Origin of the sequence: Leptolyngbya sp. O-77 (genome assembly GCF_001548395.1) — a bacterium.
In the GTDB taxonomy this organism is placed as follows: Bacteria; Cyanobacteriota; Cyanobacteriia; order Elainellales; family Elainellaceae; genus Thermoleptolyngbya.
The window spans coordinates 243,758-260,953 of the sequence record NZ_AP017367.1; the positions used below are offsets into that span (position 1 = coordinate 243,758).

The 17,196-nt window shown below is 57.7% G+C and carries 15 protein-coding genes; 5 read left to right on the forward strand and 10 right to left on the reverse strand.

Translation table 11 applies throughout. The features are described from left to right. Nucleotide 1 precedes the first annotated feature (1 nt). On the reverse strand, nucleotides 2-1,684 hold the full coding sequence (locus O77CONTIG1_RS01100) for a cation:proton antiporter (RefSeq protein WP_286132484.1): 1,683 nt from the start codon (nucleotides 1,682-1,684) through the stop codon (nucleotides 2-4). A gap of 289 nt (nucleotides 1,685-1,973) precedes the next feature. Here O77CONTIG1_RS01100 and gap point away from each other — a divergent pair, with 289 nt between their 5' ends. Continuing rightward, the gene (gene gap, locus O77CONTIG1_RS01105) at nucleotides 1,974-2,996 is read left to right on the forward strand and encodes a type I glyceraldehyde-3-phosphate dehydrogenase (protein ID WP_068507367.1); all 1,023 of its coding nucleotides are present in this window, start codon (nucleotides 1,974-1,976) and stop codon (nucleotides 2,994-2,996) included. Between the two features lie 174 nt (nucleotides 2,997-3,170). Here gap and O77CONTIG1_RS01110 read toward each other — a convergent pair whose 3' ends face one another. Together O77CONTIG1_RS01110 and O77CONTIG1_RS01115 are read right to left on the reverse strand one after the other, a co-directional pair. Continuing rightward, nucleotides 3,171-3,854 carry a potassium channel family protein gene (locus O77CONTIG1_RS01110; protein WP_068507369.1) on the reverse strand — a complete coding sequence of 228 codons (684 nt, stop codon included), beginning with the start codon at nucleotides 3,852-3,854 and terminating at the stop codon, nucleotides 3,171-3,173. Nucleotides 3,855-3,988: 134 nt separating this feature from the next. Then, nucleotides 3,989-5,584, reverse strand: coding sequence for a sulfatase (locus O77CONTIG1_RS01115; RefSeq protein ID WP_068507371.1), 1,596 nt, complete (start codon nucleotides 5,582-5,584; stop codon nucleotides 3,989-3,991). A gap of 256 nt (nucleotides 5,585-5,840) precedes the next feature. Here O77CONTIG1_RS01115 and O77CONTIG1_RS01120 point away from each other — a divergent pair, with 256 nt between their 5' ends. Continuing rightward, entirely contained in the window at nucleotides 5,841-6,332 is a 492-nt protein-coding gene (locus tag O77CONTIG1_RS01120) for a DUF427 domain-containing protein (RefSeq protein WP_068507372.1), read from the forward strand. Between the two features lie 166 nt (nucleotides 6,333-6,498). Beyond that, nucleotides 6,499-8,091, forward strand: coding sequence for a hypothetical protein (locus O77CONTIG1_RS01125; protein WP_225894661.1), 1,593 nt, complete (start codon nucleotides 6,499-6,501; stop codon nucleotides 8,089-8,091). A 21-nt stretch (nucleotides 8,092-8,112) separates the two neighbouring features. Here O77CONTIG1_RS01125 and O77CONTIG1_RS01130 read toward each other — a convergent pair whose 3' ends face one another. Further along, complete coding sequence (locus tag O77CONTIG1_RS01130) at nucleotides 8,113-8,634, reverse strand: molybdenum cofactor biosynthesis protein B (protein ID WP_068507374.1); 522 nt, start codon at nucleotides 8,632-8,634, stop codon at nucleotides 8,113-8,115. Between the two features lie 41 nt (nucleotides 8,635-8,675). Beyond that, entirely contained in the window at nucleotides 8,676-9,020 is a 345-nt protein-coding gene (gene psb28, locus O77CONTIG1_RS01135) for a photosystem II reaction center protein Psb28 (protein WP_068507376.1), read from the reverse strand. Nucleotides 9,021-10,390: 1,370 nt separating this feature from the next. On the opposite strand from psb28, the gene O77CONTIG1_RS01145 reads away from it, so the two are divergent. Together O77CONTIG1_RS01145 and O77CONTIG1_RS01150 are read left to right on the forward strand one after the other, a co-directional pair. Next, complete coding sequence (locus tag O77CONTIG1_RS01145) at nucleotides 10,391-11,236, forward strand: Uma2 family endonuclease (RefSeq protein WP_068507379.1); 846 nt, start codon at nucleotides 10,391-10,393, stop codon at nucleotides 11,234-11,236. Nucleotides 11,237-11,360: 124 nt separating this feature from the next. Beyond that, entirely contained in the window at nucleotides 11,361-12,848 is a 1,488-nt protein-coding gene (locus O77CONTIG1_RS01150; RefSeq protein ID WP_068507380.1) for a glycosyl hydrolase family 57, read from the forward strand. 94 nt (nucleotides 12,849-12,942) lie between these two features. Here the strand turns inward: O77CONTIG1_RS01150 and O77CONTIG1_RS01155 are convergent, their stop codons facing one another. From O77CONTIG1_RS01155 to lpxC, 5 genes are all read right to left on the reverse strand, one after another. Then, the gene (locus O77CONTIG1_RS01155) at nucleotides 12,943-13,470 is read right to left on the reverse strand and encodes a hypothetical protein (RefSeq protein WP_068507381.1); all 528 of its coding nucleotides are present in this window, start codon (nucleotides 13,468-13,470) and stop codon (nucleotides 12,943-12,945) included. 37 nt (nucleotides 13,471-13,507) lie between these two features. Further along, complete coding sequence (lpxB, locus tag O77CONTIG1_RS01160) at nucleotides 13,508-14,737, reverse strand: lipid-A-disaccharide synthase (RefSeq protein WP_068507384.1); 1,230 nt, start codon at nucleotides 14,735-14,737, stop codon at nucleotides 13,508-13,510. After that, the gene (gene lpxA / locus O77CONTIG1_RS01165) at nucleotides 14,737-15,561 is read right to left on the reverse strand and encodes an acyl-ACP--UDP-N-acetylglucosamine O-acyltransferase (RefSeq protein ID WP_068507386.1); all 825 of its coding nucleotides are present in this window, start codon (nucleotides 15,559-15,561) and stop codon (nucleotides 14,737-14,739) included. Before lpxA ends, lpxB begins: the two co-directional genes overlap by 1 nt. A 3-nt stretch (nucleotides 15,562-15,564) precedes the next feature. After that, nucleotides 15,565-16,083 carry a 3-hydroxyacyl-ACP dehydratase FabZ gene (fabZ, locus tag O77CONTIG1_RS01170; protein WP_068507388.1) on the reverse strand — a complete coding sequence of 173 codons (519 nt, stop codon included), beginning with the start codon at nucleotides 16,081-16,083 and terminating at the stop codon, nucleotides 15,565-15,567. A gap of 140 nt (nucleotides 16,084-16,223) precedes the next feature. Next, a complete protein-coding gene (gene lpxC, locus O77CONTIG1_RS01175) occupies nucleotides 16,224-17,144 on the reverse strand; it encodes a UDP-3-O-acyl-N-acetylglucosamine deacetylase (protein WP_084781974.1) in 921 nt (306 codons plus the stop codon). Nucleotides 17,145-17,196 lie beyond the last annotated feature (52 nt).

Genomic DNA, 17,196 nt, shown 5'->3' on the forward strand with positions numbered 1-17,196 from the left:
CTTATTCGTCCTCCAAAAGCAAGATCTGTTCGTCGATTTGCTGAAGCTGTTCGCGGGCGATCGCCTCAGAAATCACCCGCTTTCGCAGAGCCTCTTGTAGGGCGCTTTTTTCCGACAGCAGTAGGCGGCGGCGGATGGCATCGAGTTTGGGGCGATCGCCCGCGTCGATTGCGCCAGAGTCCGCCCGCTGGTTGTAGCGATCGCGCAGCAATTTTTCGGCGCGGGCCACCTGGACTTGATAGCGCGATCGCAGTTCCTCATACACAGCCTTGGGCAATACGCCCGTCTTCAGCAGGCTTTCTAGCTCGTCCTGGGCAGCTTTGGCGGCAATCAGTTGCGCCTGCAATTCCTCAGTTTGGCGGCGGGTTTCCGACAGGGGCGATAGCTTTAGCTGCTTCACCAGCCACGGCAAGCTGAGGCCCTGCCCCACCAACGACAGCAGCACGGCTCCATAGACCAGCGCAATCAGATTGCCGCGTTCCGCTAGGCTGGCAGGCAGGCTCAGCGCCAGCGCCATCGACAGCGAGCCTTTGATGTTGCCCAAAAACATCACATGCTGCCAGCGCAGGGGAATTGGGCGATCGAAGGGACGCAGCAGCGCCAAGAGCGGATAGACCGACAGCAGCCGCCCCACCTGATACGCGGCGATCGCCAACAGCACAGCGGGCAGGTTCCGCCACAGCGTAAACAACTCCAGTTCCAGACCAATCAGCAGAAAAATAAATGTATTGACCCCAAAAGCAGCATAATTCCAGAAGTTATACAGCGTGATGCGACTGGAGGCAGAAAATCGCCGCGATAGACCCGCATTTCCCACGATCAGTCCAGAAACCACCACCGCGACCACGCCCGACACCCGCAGCAACTCCCCAAGCTGATACGCCCCCAATGCCAGCGCCACCGTCAGCAAAATGCCGCTGAGGGGATCATCCGACTGAGTAAAAAAGCCCGCACAGAGATAGCCCAACACCAGCCCCAGCAGTGCCCCACCCGCAATCACCACCACAAATCGCTGCACGCCTTCCGTCAGCGTCACCGAACCCGTCAGATGCGCTTGCAAAATCAGCCCAAACAGCACCAGGGCAATGCCGTCGTTAAACAGACTCTCGCCCTCCACAATGGTCGAAAGGCGACCCGGCACAGCAACTTCTTTGAACACGGCAATTACCGACACCGTATCAGTAATGGCCAAGATCACCCCCGCCAGCAGCGCCGGAATCCACCCCAAGCCCAGCCCAAACTTCAGCACCAGCGCAGTGATACCTGAAGCCAGCACCACACCTGGCCCCGCCAGCAGCAGGATTGGTTTGAGAGTGCTGCGGAGGCGGCTGATGTCAGTGTTGATGGCGGATTCAAACAGCAGAATAGGCAAAAACAGGTTCAGGATCAGCGAGGTGTTGAGGCCAACTCGCTGGGGCAACAGTTCGGCGATCGCCAGCCCTGCAATCACCAGCCCCGTCACGTAGGGCAGCCGAAACCGCCGCGACAGCAGCGCCACCGCCGTCGCCACCAGCAGCAAAATAATCAGCACCGGAATTAGCTCTGGCACGTCACGAGTGGCAGTGGCCGCGGTTCCAATCAACATCACAGGCTCAAAGTCTGACAGGTTTAGATCCAGCAGGTTTAGCGTTGAGTAATCCTGCTGACAAGACGAAATGAGGCAGTTGCTATAGCCTAGCTGCAAGGAGTTGAGGCAGCGTTCAAGGTAACATTCAAACCGAGACTGAAAGGGCGTTGGCACCAGCCTTGCGGAACCGCATCGTCCCTCAGGAATCGGATTGACAAAGCCCTGAAATCATACCGTTTTCTCAGCTTCACCTTAAGGAAATCCGGTAATCTGGGCAAGAATTCCAATTTGCCCCTAGTTTGAGATCTAGTTTTACAACTGGTTTCGCAGCTAGTAAGGCAGCGCTAGTGACGCAGCAACTGAAAGCCGCCATTGAAACCCTCCCACACCCAAGGAGATTTACCCTATGACCGTTAGAGTCGGCATCAACGGATTTGGTCGCATCGGTCGCCTAGTGCTTCGCGCAGGCATCAACAACCCCAAGTTTGAATTTGTCGGTATCAACGACCTCGTACCCGCCGACAACCTCGCCTACCTGTTCAAATACGACTCCACCCACGGCATGTATCACGGCACGGTGGAAGCCACCAGCGACAGCATGACCCTCAACGGGCACAAGATTCCCTGCATGGCCACGCGCAACCCCGCAGAACTGCCCTGGGACAAGCTCGGCGTAGACTACGTGGTAGAATCCACCGGCTTTTTCACCGACTATGAAGGCGCATCCAACCATCTCATCGCAGGCGCAAAGCGAGTGCTAATTTCGGCTCCTACCAAAGACCCCGAAAAAGTCCCCACCTACGTCGTTGGCGTGAACCACGAAGACTTTGAGCCTTCCAAAGACGTGATTGTTTCCAACGCAAGCTGCACCACCAACTGCCTCGCCCCGATTGCCAAGGTGCTGCACCAAAACTTTGGCATCGCCGAAGGGCTGATGACGACGGTTCACTCGATGACCGCCACCCAGCCTACCGTCGATGGCCCCAGCAAAAAAGACTGGCGCGGCGGCCGCGGTGCTTCGCAAAACATCATTCCTTCGTCCACAGGTGCAGCCAAAGCCGTGGCGCTGGTGCTGCCGGAGCTAAAGGGCAAGCTGACGGGCATGGCTTTCCGCGTCGGCACGCCCGATGTGTCAGTGGTTGACCTCACCTTCAAGACCGAAAAAGCCACCACCTACGAGGAAATCTGCGCCGCCATGAAGGCCGCCTCGGAAGGGCCCATGCAGGGCATCCTAGGCTACACCGAAGAAGAAGTAGTATCAATGGACTTCCGCACCGACCCGCGTTCCAGCATCTTCGATGCCAAAGCCGGCATCGCGCTCAACTCCAATTTCTTCAAGGTTGTGTCCTGGTATGACAACGAGTGGGGCTATTCCAACCGCGTCCTTGACCTACTCTTGCAAATGGGCGAAGAGGATGGGTTGATCTAAGACCCAGTGTGCAGTTTTACTGCCGCCTTATCCTAATATCAACCCTGTTGAGATGGGGTTTAGATTTTTTGTAGAAGCTCTGCTATACGGGGCTTCTACAAAAATTATTGAGGAATTATTGAAGATACTCTCGCCGAGTTTTAATACGGGTTGCTAATTCTTGAAAGCCGGAAATTAATCTGTGGGGCAGCCTTCGATGAAATCCACCGCCTGATGAATGGAGCCGGGTTTGGTAGCCATGAGAATTGTGGAACCCGCCTCCAGCACCGTGCTGCCCTTGGGAATGACCAGGTTTTCATGATGGTGGGGCTGATAGCCAATGATCAGGGAATCACGAGGAAATCGGGGATCTTGGGCAATCTCAGCGAGGCTGCGGCCGACAACGCGGCAACTCGCTGGGATATGGAGCTTAAGGATTTCGATTTGCCCTTGGTCGAAGTGCATGATGGACTCGACCTGGGGATACTCAATCGCGTTGGCCATGGTGGATACGGCCAGGTCGATGGCGTTGACGACGGTGGTTGCGCCCGCAATGCGATAAGGTTCGGCAAAGTCGCGATGGCGCATCCGCACGACGATTTGCGGCACGCCGTAGTGTTTTGCTAGCGTCACCATTGCCAGATTGAGTGCGTCTTCTCTTAGCACGGCGGCGATCGCATCGGCCTTGCGAATGCCTGCTTCTAGCAGCACTTCAGTACTCACGGCGCTCCCTTCAAACGCCATTGCGCCGATCTGTTCTCGCGCATAACGGCAGGCGTTGGGGTCAATATCCACCAGCGCGACCGTGTGTCCCAGTTCTACGAGCGTTTGCGCCAGACTGATGCCGATCACACCCGCACCCCCGATCAGGACGTACATGCTCGTCTCCTGAGTTGACCCGTAATTTTTTGGTAGATTTTGGCAAAGCCTGATTTGGATTTTGGATTGGGGATTTTGGATTTTGGTGGGGTTGGTCTAGATGGGCCTTGATCCCAACTCCCAACCTCTGAATTTTAGTCTTCCAGATAGCCCAGGTCGCGCAGGCGGCGCTGCACTTCGGGATCGTCGAAGCCAGGGGCGCGATGCTGTTCCGTTGCACCAGTGCGATCGCCATATTCTACGCCCTTGCCTGCATATTCCCCAACGAACTGCTGCAAGCACTCCTGGAGAACTTCTACGTTTTCTGGCAGGATGTCGCTGAGGTTGAGGGCTTCGGTGGGATCTTGCTGAAAGTCGTATAGCTCTAGGCGATTCGCGAAGCGATCTGTCCCGGAATCGCCCCCGGTTTCGATCAGCTTGTGGTTGCCAATCCACACAGCGCGGCGCGGCTGATCGCAGGCGTGGGCCAGCACCAGTTCTGGCTGTCGCCTATAGAGCAGGTTCACCACGTTTTGCGGCGGAATTGCTTCGGCAAAGACACGGCGATCGCTCTCGCTGCCAGGAGCCTGTGCCAAGGTCAGAGTTTCCTCCACTTCGTTGGCCAGTCCGGCACTGGTCAGCACGGTATGAAATAGGCGACGAGTCGAAACGACCTCCTCTCGCACTGTGCCCTTGGGCAAATTGCCGCTGGGGTCGTGGATAATCAGTGGCACCTGAATCAGTTCGTTGTAAAGCGTGATGGAGTGGCCGATGAACTGCTTTTCGCCCAGGTGTTCGCCGTGATCGGAACACACGATGACCAGCGTGTTGTCCAATCGCCCGCTCTCCGCCAGCCTGCGGAAAAACGCGCCCAGCAGTTCGTCCTGATACGCCACCTCTGCATCGTACATGCCGTCCAGCGTGGCTTTCTGGCGCTCGTCCAGCACCTCTGCCAGGGGAGCCAGCCAACCGTAGATGTCGCCATTAAACTGCTTCAGGTAATGCTGCGCCGCTTTGTCGCGCAAGACACTTGGCGCAAACCGCTCCACATACTGCCGGGGTGGGTGGTAGGGCATGTGCGTGCCCATCAGGTTCAAAAAGCTGAAAATCGGCTGGTCGGCTGCTACTCCTTTGCGGTCGATGAGTAGCTGGGCAGCATCGTCCAGGGATTTGCGCGTGTTGCCCTTAAAGCTCAGCGCCGTTTGCCAAAGGGGAACCATGAGCGGCGTAAAGGACAGCGCCAGCATCAGTTCCGATCGCGCAAAGGAATCCTGCACCCGGTTTAGCAAATTAGCGAGCGATCGCTTAAAAAACTGCCGATATTTGCCCACCAGCCCAGACGGAATGCCGGCCTGGTTGGGACGTGAGGTGAGCAGACCGCTATAGTTCAAAAAGCTGTAGAAGCCTCGCCGCAAGCCGTTGTTGATCACGCCCACCAGCGGATTGTTGCAAAAGCCTGCTGTGTAATAGCCGCCTGCGCTCAGCCGCTCCGCCAGCGTGGGAATGTGATCGGGCAGCCGCGAGTAGGACTGCAACACGCCATGCGCCGAGGGGTAGAGGCCGGTAAACATCGTCGTGTGGGAGGGAACCGTCCACTGGGCCGCAGACACAGCGTGGTGAAAGCGTGTCGAGTTTGCCGCGAATGCGTCTAGATGGGGCGAGGTCGGCAGCGGATAGCCGTAGCACGAGAGGCGATCGCGCCGCTGCGTATCCAGCACAATAAACACAATGTCGGGCCGCGCCGTGGACATGAGTCAACTCCCAGCGTTAAGCGTTTACCCCTTAAATCATAAGGGAGGGTGGCGGGATTGGGGTCGTGCGGGAGAGGGAGATGGGGAGGGAGGAAGAAATGAAAAATGAAAAACGAAAAATAAAACCTCTTCGTTCTTCGTTCTTCGTTCTTCCTTCTTCCCTCTTCCCTCTTCCTTCTTCCTTCTTCGCTCTTCCTTCCAACCCTGCACTACACTGAGGGGCAGTTTGAATAACCATTGCAAGGGGCGGAGCAACATGCGCGATCGCATTGTGCCAGGGCCAGGACAAGAGTCGGTGTGGGATTATCCCCGTCCGCCTCGGCTAGAGGTAACGTCAAAGCGGGTGCAGGTGGTGTTTAATGGGGTGGCGATCGCCGATACGCAGCGGGCGAAGCGGATCTTGGAAACGAGCCATCCGCCGGTGTACTATATCCCGCCGGAGGATATTCGCATGGAGTATCTAACGCCGACTCCGCGCTCTAGCTTTTGCGAGTGGAAGGGGCAGGCGGGCTATTACACGATTACGGTGGGCGATCGCACGGCGGAGAACGCAGCTTGGTTTTATGCCAACCCAGTCAGCGCCTATGCCGAAATCAAGGATCACGTTGCGTTCTATCCGAGTAGAATGGACGCTTGCTATGTCGATGGTGAGCAGGTGCAGGCTCAACCGGGTGATTTCTACGGCGGCTGGATTACGCAGGATATTGTCGGCCCGTTCAAAGGGGGGCCCGGCTCCTGGGGATGGTAATCCTAAGTCGGATTTCTGATGTGGGTGCAGACAGCAGCGCTGTTTTGAGGCGCGTTCTTTTTGGGAAGGTTTCTACTGGTCAAGACAAAGGACAACAAGGCGGAGTCCTCAGGCTGGCTCAGGTCTGGATGTGGTTCCGCTGATGATGTAGAGATTAGGTTTGCTCATGACGGTTTTGCGACAGGTGGGTTTGCGACAGGTGGGCTTGCGACAGGTGGGTTTGCAACAGACGGGTTTGCGACAGATCTTGGCTGGGATTCGGTGGCGAGGTGTGTCGAAAATTTTGGCGGCGGTGCTGCTGACAGGGAGCCAGTGGGGGCTGGCGGGCAGCCGCGTGGCAGAGGCCCAAATCGAACCCTACTGCAATTTTTCTGCCGAAGACATTACTCAAAAGCAGACTTTCCTGGTGGGGGCGTTGCAGGGCGATCGCAATGCGGGCAATCGCTACCGTAACCTGATCGAGCAGCATGGCGATCGTCTGCGTCGCTGTCGGCGCGAAAGCTGGCTGAAAAACCAGGCGGTGTGGCTGCGGCTCTATCCCTGCGATGCGCGACCCGGCGCGATTGAGTATCTCATGGATCAGATCGTGAACCGGGGCTATAACCAGGTTTATGTAGAAGCCTTTGGCGGCGGGCAGGTGCTACTACCTCGTTCGGAGAATAATACGCCCTGGCCGTCGGTCGTTCGCACGCCGGGGTTTGAAAATCGAGATTTGCTGGCAGAGGCGATCGCCAAGGGGCGCGAGCGGGGGCTAAAGGTCTACGCCTGGATGTTTAGCATGAATTTTGGCCATACCTACGCCCAGCGCCCCGGTGCAGAGCAAATTCTGGCCCGCAACGGACGCGGGCAAAACAGCATGACCTTCAACGGCGCAACGGGGATTAACAGTCTTGGCGAGGTGGTGTCGGAAGAGGTGTTCATCGACCCCTACAATCCCCAGGCCAAGCTGGAGTTCTATAACTTGGCGCAGGCGATCGCCCGCCGTCGCCCAGATGGCATGTTGTTCGATTACATTCGCTATCCCAAGGGCAACGGCAATGCGTCCGTCGCGGGGCGGGTGCAAGATTTGTGGGTCTACAGCCCCGCTTCGCAGCAGGCGTTGTTGCAGCGGGCGCTGAATCCCAGCGGGCAAGACCTGATTCGTCGCTTTTTGCAGCGGGGCTACGTCACAGCGCAGGATATCCAGGACATTGCCACCGTCTACCCGCTGGATGGACAGCCGCTCTGGCAGGGGCGATCGCCCGATCCGCTCTATGCCTCCCTCACGCCCGATCAGGCCCGGCCCTCCCTGCAAACAGAACTCTGGCAACTCAGCGTAGCCCATGCCTTCCAGGGTGTCCTCGACTTCCTCACCGCAGGCACTACACCTGCCCAGCAGGCCGGCATTCCTGCGGGCGTGGTGTTCTTTCCAGAAGGCAACCAGACCGTGGGCACGGGCGGCTACGACTCGCGCTTGCAGTTTTGGGATCGCTTCCCGACCAACCTGGAATGGCATCCCATGTCCTACGCTACTTGTGGTCGTGCCGACTGCATTGTGCGGCAGGTGCAGCGCGTGCTGGCGGGCGCACCCGCAGGAGCGCGAGTGATGCCCGTGCTAGCGGGCACTTGGGGGCGCTCGGTCAGCAACCGCCCACCGCTCGAAACCCAAATGCAGGCCATCCGCCAGTCTGCGCCCCAGATCAACGCCATCAGCCACTTCGCGCTGTCCTGGCAAGACCCAGAGGGCGATCGCACGCGCAAGTCTTGCCGATTACCTTAAGATGCCCTGAGTAGGATTACCTTAGCCAGAGGTATTTCTAGTTCCCTGCGCCTGTTGGGTCAAATGCACCAACTCCGGCAGGATTAGCGCGTCCATTGCCAGGCGAACGGCATTGCTAGAGCCAGGGAGAGAGAAAATCAGCGTGGTGCCGCGCAGTCCAGCGGTGGCGCGAGAGGCGATTGCCCGCGAGCCAATTTCTTGATAGCTCAGCCAGCGAAAGACCTCGCCAAAGCCGGGGAGCGTTTTGTCGAGTAAGCTTTCAATCGCATCATAGGTCGTATCACGAGGAGCAATGCCCGTGCCGCCGTTGAGGAGGATGACGGAAATATCAGGGCGATCGCACAGTTCCAAAACCCTAGTGCGGATTTGCTCAGGCTCATCCGGCAAGATTTCGTAAGCCAAGACGCGGTGGCCACCAAACTGGAGGCGATCGCGCATCAGTTGGCCGCTGCGATCCGTTTCCGGCGTGCGCGTGTCGCTCACCGTAATCACCGCGCAGCCAACTGAGTGCTTCTCAACATCAGGATGAGGAAGCATTTCCATAGATGATGGAGTTTATGAATTCTTCAGGATTTTCCAAGTTTCTATGAACCCTGAGACTTGGTAAATCCAAGCCCATGCTCCTCAGCGTAACGCTCCATGAACCGCATAAATCGGTTCCACTCGTCTACGCTCTTAATCACGTAGACTGCTTCGAGGGCTGCTGGCTGACCGTTGATGAACTTGGCCTTGACCTCACGGGTCACTAACTCGCCTTCTTCGTCGAGCAGGTACATTCCCGTAATATCCTCGGTGCTCTCCATGCTCAAGGCCTTAGGGTTCTCGAAATAGAATGTCGCCGTCCCGTTGGTACCGTCCTTTGAACGGGTCATCCGCACATCGGGAACGACCTCTTCTGTGATACCCCTAGAAAACTGGATTTCAGCCATAACCTCTCCCTTACAAACTGTTACCTTCGGCTTAATATCCCATCTTCTCACGGTAACAGCCTACTAAAGCAGCCACACCCACAATCGCGTGCATCTGTACTTCAGTCAAGGGGGCTACCCAATCAGTAGCCCGATCAATAGCCTGTCTGATTCCAGTCTTTGCACAAGACCGTGAATTTGATTGAGATTGCTAAACCCACTCAAGAACCTAGACCAGGAGTCTGAACGTATGATGCAGCTTTCTAAGCACAACCCAGAAACCCCATCTCGCGCAATTGCTGACCCTTCTGATGCCAATTCTGTCCCTACTTCGAGGTGGATTGCCGACCACAGTACTACCGCATGGGTGTATCGGTTTCTCTCTGCCCAATCGCCCATTTCCCGAGAAGACATCGGCAGAGTCGTCTATTTTAGCTTCGTTACAGAGTTATTTGAGACTCTCGTCTGCGAAAAGACCATTTCCCTGAGCAAACTAGAAGAAGTCGTACAGCAGTTCCAACTACAGGGGGGACAGCGGTCAATAGACTATCACAATTGCCTTGCAGCCTACCGAAAGCATTATCTCAACAGTGATGGGGTCACAAGCTGGCGATTTCGGGAAGTTTGTTTCCATAGCCATGAAGAAGCCTTATTTGTGAGAAGCGTACTGGAAGATCAAGGAACCCAACCCACAACTAGCATTCTCGCTGCTCTGCTGCTCCTGACCTACCGCTATCGAAGCTGTCTGTTTCGTGGAAACACCAGTTGGAGCATGTTGCCAAGTCGAATCCCTATACTCACGTCAGCGAGTGCCCTGTTGATGCAATTTCTAGATTGCTGGCAAGACGGTTTTTGGAAGGATAACCAGACCCATATGTGACATATGTGAGAGATGCAGGATATAACAGCAGGGGGTCAGAGGATTTGGAGTAGCCCTATAGGGCGGACGCATGAACGGCTGACGGAACTTTTTGTGTCGCCTCAACATTCTTACCTGCTGCTGTAGACGCTAAGGAAACCGTCAAAAAGGGACTCCTGTAGAGGGGAGAGCCTGAAGGGGCCGACGATCTGACGATCTACGGAAGGGCGATTGTCGGCCCTTTTGCTGATTCTGATTTCAGTAGGGGCACAAGGCTACCATCAAACCAGTCTGACCGATACACTTGAAACATCCGTTAGAACATCGGTACGTTCGAGATAAGAAATCGGCACTAGTGCTATGTCACAGCTAGAGCTTAGGTTGGTAGTAAGCGCTTTAGCGCTGAAGCGCCTACTACGAGCCAAGGCATCACCCTAACACTAAACCATGACACTGCACTAGTCTCTGTGCTTATCAAGTTTGCCCCTCAAGGTTGCACCTATTGCACCCATTAGTGTTCTGGAGCAAGGCTATGGCGATCGCCCCTTCCCGACCCACTCTATCGCTTCCTGACCACACCCAACTGCCCGAAACCGACGGCACCTTTGTGAAGAACTTTCAGGAGCATCCTCAAAGCTTACTGCTGACCGATTCCATCCGTCCTGTGCTAGACGCGCTGCATCCCGATGGGCAATACGCCATCGGGCAAGACTGCGGCATCTACTGGCGGCTGACTGACCCTCCGGAGCGCGGAGCCGAAGCCCCCGACTGGTTCTATGTGCCCAACGTGCCGCCCTTGCTAGACGGACAGCGGCGGCGCTCCTATGTCATGTGGCAAGAAATCGTTGCACCGCTAATCGTGATTGAGTTTGCATCTGGCGATGGTTCTGAGGAGCGTGACACGACTTCGCCCCTCGCCAGCCCAGAGTCCAAGGCGGGAAAATTTTGGGTGTACGAGCAGGCGATTCGCGTCCCCTTCTACGCCATCTACGAAGTAGACAAAGCCTCGGTTGAGGTCTACGAGCTAGTGGGCAATCACTATCAGTGCTGCCGACCCAACGAACGGGGGCATTTCTCAATTGCCCCTATGGGCGTGGAACTGGGCATCTGGCAGGGGCAATATCTCAATCAAGATTTGCCTTGGCTGCGCTGGTGGGATCACGAAGGTAATTTGTTGCTGAACGGCGATGAGCGGGCAGAACAGGAGCGGCAGCGGGCAGAGCAGGAGCGGCAGCGGGCAGAGCAGGAGCGGCAGCGGGCAGAACAGGAGCGGCAGCGGGCAGAACAGGAGCGGCAGCGGGCAGAACAGGAGAGAGAGAGGGGCGATCGCCTCGCGGCCAAACTGCGCGAGCTAGGCATCAACCCAGAAGACCTGTAAGCGCTAAGGGGCTTTAGCAACTCAGGTTCTTGAAGCCAGATTCCTTAAAATAAGCCGAGAGACTCAGCAGAAGCCAGCCACTAGAACTATCTTAAGAGCAGTCTTACCTCAAGGAACTGCGCTCATGACGACTGCTGTTGCTGATTTGCCAGCCCTTTCTCCCACGCACCACGAACTGCCCAACATCTGCGGCTGGGAAGCGGAAATTAGCGCCGTGGTCAACCACAGCGACCCTGTGTTTTTGCCCCACACCGTCCTGCGGCTGGAAAGCATGACCAGCGGGTTTGCCTGTGCCCTGCATATGCACCAGCCCACCATTCCTGCGGGTTGGAAGGGTGCGCTGATCAGCAATTTGCAGTATATGTTCGAGCATCCGGGCGAGGGCGACAACCACAACGCAGGCGTGTTTGCCTGGTGCTATGAACGCATGGGCGACTTTATCCCCGAACTGGTGGGCAACGGCTGTCAGCCGCGCATCATGCTGGATTATTCCGGCAACCTGCTCTGGGGGCTAGTGCAGATGGGGCGGGAAGACGTGCTGGGCAACCTGCGACGCATCACCTGCGACCCGCACTATCACCCCTACGTGGAATGGCTGGGCACGATGTGGAGCCATGCGGTGGTGCCCTCCACGCCGATTCCCGACCTGAAGCTGCATATCCAGGCGTGGCAGCAGTATTTCGCGGCGCTATTTGGCTATGAGGCGCTGCGGCGGGTGAAGGGCTTTTCGCCGCCAGAGATGCACCTGCCCAACCATCCCGACACGCTGTATGAATACCTGAAGGCACTGAAGGAATGCGGCTATCGCTGGCTGCTGGTGCAGGAGCATTCGGTGGAGCGGCTAGACGGGTCGAGCCTGACGCAAGACCAGAAGTATATTCCCAATACGCTGGTGGCGCGAAATTCTCAGGGCGAAACGGTGCGGATGACGGTACTAATCAAAACCCAGGGGTCGGACACGAAGCTGGTGGCGCAGATGCAGCCCTATCACGAAGCGAAGGGGCGCGGGCGGCAGGCAATCGGTGGCGTGTCGGTGCCTTGCTGCGTGACGCAGATCGCCGATGGAGAAAATGGCGGCGTGATGATGAATGAGTTTCCGCGCGATTTTCACCCGGTGTGGTACCAGATTCGAGATGGGCATAGCAGCGGCACGGTCGGGCTGAACGGCACGGAATACCTTGAGCTAATCGAGGCGGCGGGCGTGAACCCGGCGGACTATCCTGAAATTCAGGCGGTGCAGCAGCACAAGATTTGGCAGCGGGTCGATCCGCAGGATGCCAGTCCTGAACAGGTGCAGGCGGCGATCGCCCAGCTCCAGTCCACCGACCACCAGTTCCACATGGACGGAGCCTCCTGGACCAACGACTTGAGCTGGGTAGCGGGCTATGAAAACGTACTAGAGCCAATGAACCAGCTCAGCGCTGCCTTTCATCAAAAATATGACCCGCTGGTGCATCAAGACCCTGGCGTGACGCGCCAGCCTGACTATCAGCAGGCGCTACTCTATAACCTCTTGCTGCAAACCAGTTGCTTTCGCTATTGGGGTCAGGGCACTTGGACAGATTATGCGCGGGAGATTTTTCGGCGAGGGCAGGAAGTGTTGGCGGGGTGAGGATTGGAGATTTTAGATTGGGGATTTTGGGCAGGTTTGGGTTAGCAATGCGGGCGATCGCCCCCAAAATCCAAAATCTAAAATCCAAAATTAGCTAAATGCCCTCCAAGGCCGCCTGGATCACTGCCCGCTGCTCGTCGTCGTAGCGCCAGCGGTTGAGGAAGTCAGCGTAGAGGCCATCGCCCCTTTTGGCGCTGTCGCGGAGTTGCTGCGCTTTTTCGGACACCAGGGGCAAGTTGACCCGGCGGATCAGGTTGAGGGTGCGGCGGCTGACGCGCTCGGAACCCTGTGCCATATCTTCGTTATGGTTGCGGCGGTGGGCGATCGCCATTGCGGAAGACATGGCCACGTTTTTCACCAGCAGTTCCGCGACGGTTCCGGGGGACGATTGCAGCGCCTTCACCACGGCTTCCGAGGGCGCATCCGCCAGGGCGCTGTCGCCAGTGAGATAGGTGACAAAAAAGCCCCGCGCTCCATTTTCGCTAGATACCAAGGCAGCGATCGCCTGCTCCTCTGCCTCAGCCGACAGTGTGCCTGCCTCTATCTGCGCCATTAGGTCTTGCGTCAGGGCGATCGCCTGCTCAAAGGAAAGATCGGGGGGAAGGGTGAGAGGGATAGTCATAGAAGCCTCCAACACGTCTCCCCAGGATCATACTTCTCTACGGGATGGTCCGTCCCATCTTTCGCTGCGCCAACATATCCAGCACTTCCCCCGCAGCGCGATCGCACACCCCACCAACCCCTAGCACCTGGCGCAACCGAGCGTAGTCTTGTTGGGTCTGGTGGCGGCGATCTGGGTCAAGCAGCAGCGCCAGCCCTTCGCGGGCGATATTATCGGGGGTTGCCGCTTCTTGCAGCAGTTCTGGCACGATTGGCTCCATCATTACCAGGTTGGGCGGCGACATAAAGGCAATGGAGAACTTCAGGAAGCGACGGGCGATCCATGCGGTCATGCGGCTGACGCGGTAGATGACCACCTGAGGCACGCCAGCTAGCGCAATTTCCAGGTTGGCCGTGCCAGATTTTGTCAGCGCCAGATCGGCAGCGGCAATCACGGTCTGGGGATGCTCGGTCACGATCGTTGCCCGCAGCCCGTAGCGCTGGATTGCCTGCTCGATGGGGGTCTGAAATTGCGATAGCGATAAAGGAATCCAGAGGTGCGCCTGGGGCAGGGCGGCTTGAATTTGCTGCGCCGCCTGACACAGCACGGGCAGCAGGTGTTTGACTTCCTGGCGGCGAGAGGCAGGCAGGAGGGCGATCGCCACATCGTCTTCCGCAATGCCCAACTGCTGGCGGGCTGCGGCGCGACTGGGAAAGGTGGCCACGCGATCCACCAGGGGATGCCCAACGTAGGTCGCGTTTGCGCCCCATTTTTCGTAATAGCGGGCTTCTTCGGGAAAAATGGCCAGGAGGCGATCGCTCAGGCTAATCACTTGCCGCGTCTTAGCCGGACTCAGCGACCACACCCACTCCTGCGGCGCGATGTAGTAAATCAGCGGCACCTGGGGAAAGTGTCGGCGCATATAAGTGCCCAAGCGCGAGTTCGGCCCGAAATAGTCGATCATGACCACCAAATCGGGGGGGTGCTGCTGCAATTGCTGCTGCACTCGCCGCTGGAGCCTTAGCGTCGGCAGCACAAAGGGCAGTGCCTCGACAATGCCGACGGAACCAATGGCGGTCGTATTGCCCAGCAGCGTCGCCCCGGCCGCCGCCATGCGATCGCCCCCCAAGGCCAAAATCTCCAGCGCCAGACCGCGTTTCTCGGCCTGCCGCCGCAGCGCCTCTATCAGCAGCGCCCCCTGCAAGTCGCCCGACACCTCGCCCGTGCTAATCAAAAGCCGGGCAAATCGACACCCAGCGGATCGGCAAGCTGGCTCGACCTCGCGCATCAGTCTTCGCTCCGTTTGCGGCCGCTTCCCGGAATCAGCCCCCGACGGCTCGGCAGTTGCGACAGTTGCAAAAATTGCCGCAAATGTTGCAGAGGTTCACAGTCGGGCAGCAGGTCGAGTTGTTCGATCGCCTGATTCAGCGGCAACCCAGAGCGATAGAGGGTGCGAAAGGCTTTTTTGAGCGCTTGGTAGGTGCGCCCCTGATCGGCATCCATCAGCCCAGAACGGCGCAACCCTACCAGATTGAGCGATCGCACTCTGGCTGGATTGCCCTCCACCAGCATATAGGGCGGCACGTCTCGGTTGATTCGGCTCATGCCGCCGACCATCGCCAGTCGCCCCACCCGCACAAACTGATGGATGCCCAGCACGCCGCTAATCGTCGCCCGCGATTCGATATGTACATGACCTGCCAGCGCGGTGCTGTTGGCAATCACCACGCGGTCTTCGATCACGCAGTTGTGCCCGACATGGACGTAGGCCATCAGCAGGTTGCCATTGCCAATCACCGTCGCCTCGCCCGTGTAGGTAGCGCGGTTGATGGTTACGTATTCCCGAATCAGGTTGTCATCACCAATTTTGACCTGAGTAATCGCGCCGTCATATTTCAAGTCTTGGGGGGGCAAGCCGATGGCAGCACCCGGAAAGATTTGGTTGCGGGCCCCAATTTCTGTCCAGCCGTCCAGCACGACATGGGCCCCAATCACCGTCCCTGGGCCCACCTTCACCTGATTGCCAACCACTGCATAGGCCCCAACCTGAACCGTCGGATGCAGCTCAGCGTCAGGGTGAATCACAGCCGTAGGGTGAATCAGGGTAGTCAAGGATCAGTCCACCAGTGAAAACATCAATTCGCCTTCGGCAGCCAGTTGCCCGTCTACCTCGGCCCGTCCATACATCTTGCCAAAGCGGCGTTTTTTGACCCAGAGCAGTTCGACGGTCATGATGATCTGGTCACCGGGCACCACCGGGCGGCGAAACCGCACTTTGTCGATGCCTGCAAACATAAACAGACCGTCTTGTACATCGGCCATCTGCGTCAGCACTACGCCCCCGACCTGGGCCATGGCCTCTACGATCAATACCCCAGGCATAATGGGGCGACCCGGAAAATGGCCCTGAAAGTGGGGTTCATTGAACGTAACATTTTTGATGCCCACGGCCCGCTTTTCGGGAACGAATTCAATGATTCGATCGACCAAAGAGAACGGATACCGATGCGGCAGCAGCTTGTGAATTTCCTCAACCGAAAGCACGGTCGGCGGTGCAGTGGGGGTCACTGGAGCCGCTTCTGGCTCGGTCTGAACAGGGGACACGGTAGTATGAAGGTCGGTCAAAATGGTCATGGGCTGACAGAGGGGAATAATGGAATCAAAGGTTTGAAAGGTGGCTGGAGACTGGGCAGCAGGAACCAGACAAGAGCGGTAATAGGGCTGCGGAAACCGGGGGTGGGAGATTGGGCAGCAACGGCGCTGACAGAGTGACGCTAGGGCGCAAACGGGGACAGTCGGAGGCGGCGAGCCAGTTCAGTATGCAGTTGGTGGCTTGCTTTGTAGGCGACTAGGTGCGCCAGGGGCATCCAGCCGAGCAGACTCATATCTCCTACTAAGTCTAAAAGTTTATGACGCACTGGTTCATTTGAAAATCTCAGGGGTGGGTTTAGCCATCCGTTGGGGCCGCATACCAGGGCATTGTCCAGGCTGCCGCCGCGAATCAGGCCGAGCGATTGCAGTTGGTCGATCTGGTGCGCTAGTCCAAAGGTGCGGGCGGGGGCGATCGCCGTTTCAAAGGGTTCTGCGCTGGGCGACCAACTGACCCACTGGTTGCCGATGGCGGGCAGGTCAAAGTCGATGCCGTAGCTGAAGCGCAGCTCTGGTGCGGGGATCGCAGCCACAAACGCATCCTCATGGCGCACCCAGACTGGTTCTGCCAGGGGAATGAGGGTGTGGGGAGCAGACTGGGGGCTGATCCCCGCAGTGGCGATCGCCCTGGCCCAGTCCTGAGCGGAACCATCCAGCAGGGGCACTTCGGGCCCGTCGATTTCGATGCGGGCGTTGTCGATGCCCATGCCCACCAGCGCTGCCAGCAGGTGTTCCACCGTGCGGACGCTGGCAAGCCCGTCAGCAGTTTCCACCGCTAGCTCGGTCGAAAGTCGCGTCTCGCGCACCCGATCAATGTGAGCCGGAATGGCAGGCTGCCCCGGCAAATCCACCCGCACAAAGTAGCGCCCATCGCCGGGCTGGGCAGGCAAAATCCTGACTTGGGTGAGTTCGCCCAGGTGAAGCCCCACACCCGACTGCGCCAGTGGGCGGGTCAGGGTGTGCTGCTGATCCCTCAGCAGACTGGGAGCAGAGGCTTCGCTGCGATTGGCAGATGGGGGACTGGAGGAAGAGAGGATTTGTTCCATTGCGATCGCCCAGATGGCGGTATCAAAATCTGACGAGTCTTGTAAGGCTACT

What these genes read in the sequence shown, in the direction of transcription:
- gap (WP_068507367.1), top strand. Translation starts at nt 1,974, where the DNA reads ATGACCGTTAGAGTCGGCATCAACGGATTTGGTCGCATCGGTCGCCTA.
- O77CONTIG1_RS01110 (WP_068507369.1), bottom strand. Translation starts at nt 3,854, where the DNA reads ATGTACGTCCTGATCGGGGGTGCGGGTGTGATCGGCATCAGTCTGGCG.
- O77CONTIG1_RS01115 (WP_068507371.1), bottom strand. Translation starts at nt 5,584, where the DNA reads ATGTCCACGGCGCGGCCCGACATTGTGTTTATTGTGCTGGATACGCAG.
- O77CONTIG1_RS01120 (WP_068507372.1), top strand. Translation starts at nt 5,841, where the DNA reads ATGCGCGATCGCATTGTGCCAGGGCCAGGACAAGAGTCGGTGTGGGAT.
- O77CONTIG1_RS01125 (WP_225894661.1), top strand. Translation starts at nt 6,499, where the DNA reads ATGACGGTTTTGCGACAGGTGGGTTTGCGACAGGTGGGCTTGCGACAG.
- O77CONTIG1_RS01130 (WP_068507374.1), bottom strand. Translation starts at nt 8,634, where the DNA reads ATGGAAATGCTTCCTCATCCTGATGTTGAGAAGCACTCAGTTGGCTGC.
- psb28 (WP_068507376.1), bottom strand. Translation starts at nt 9,020, where the DNA reads ATGGCTGAAATCCAGTTTTCTAGGGGTATCACAGAAGAGGTCGTTCCC.
- O77CONTIG1_RS01145 (WP_068507379.1), top strand. Translation starts at nt 10,391, where the DNA reads ATGGCGATCGCCCCTTCCCGACCCACTCTATCGCTTCCTGACCACACC.
- O77CONTIG1_RS01150 (WP_068507380.1), top strand. Translation starts at nt 11,361, where the DNA reads ATGACGACTGCTGTTGCTGATTTGCCAGCCCTTTCTCCCACGCACCAC.
- O77CONTIG1_RS01155 (WP_068507381.1), bottom strand. Translation starts at nt 13,470, where the DNA reads ATGACTATCCCTCTCACCCTTCCCCCCGATCTTTCCTTTGAGCAGGCG.
- lpxB (WP_068507384.1), bottom strand. Translation starts at nt 14,737, where the DNA reads ATGCGCGAGGTCGAGCCAGCTTGCCGATCCGCTGGGTGTCGATTTGCC.
- fabZ (WP_068507388.1), bottom strand. Translation starts at nt 16,083, where the DNA reads ATGACCATTTTGACCGACCTTCATACTACCGTGTCCCCTGTTCAGACC.
- lpxC (WP_084781974.1), bottom strand. Translation starts at nt 17,144, where the DNA reads ATGGAACAAATCCTCTCTTCCTCCAGTCCCCCATCTGCCAATCGCAGC.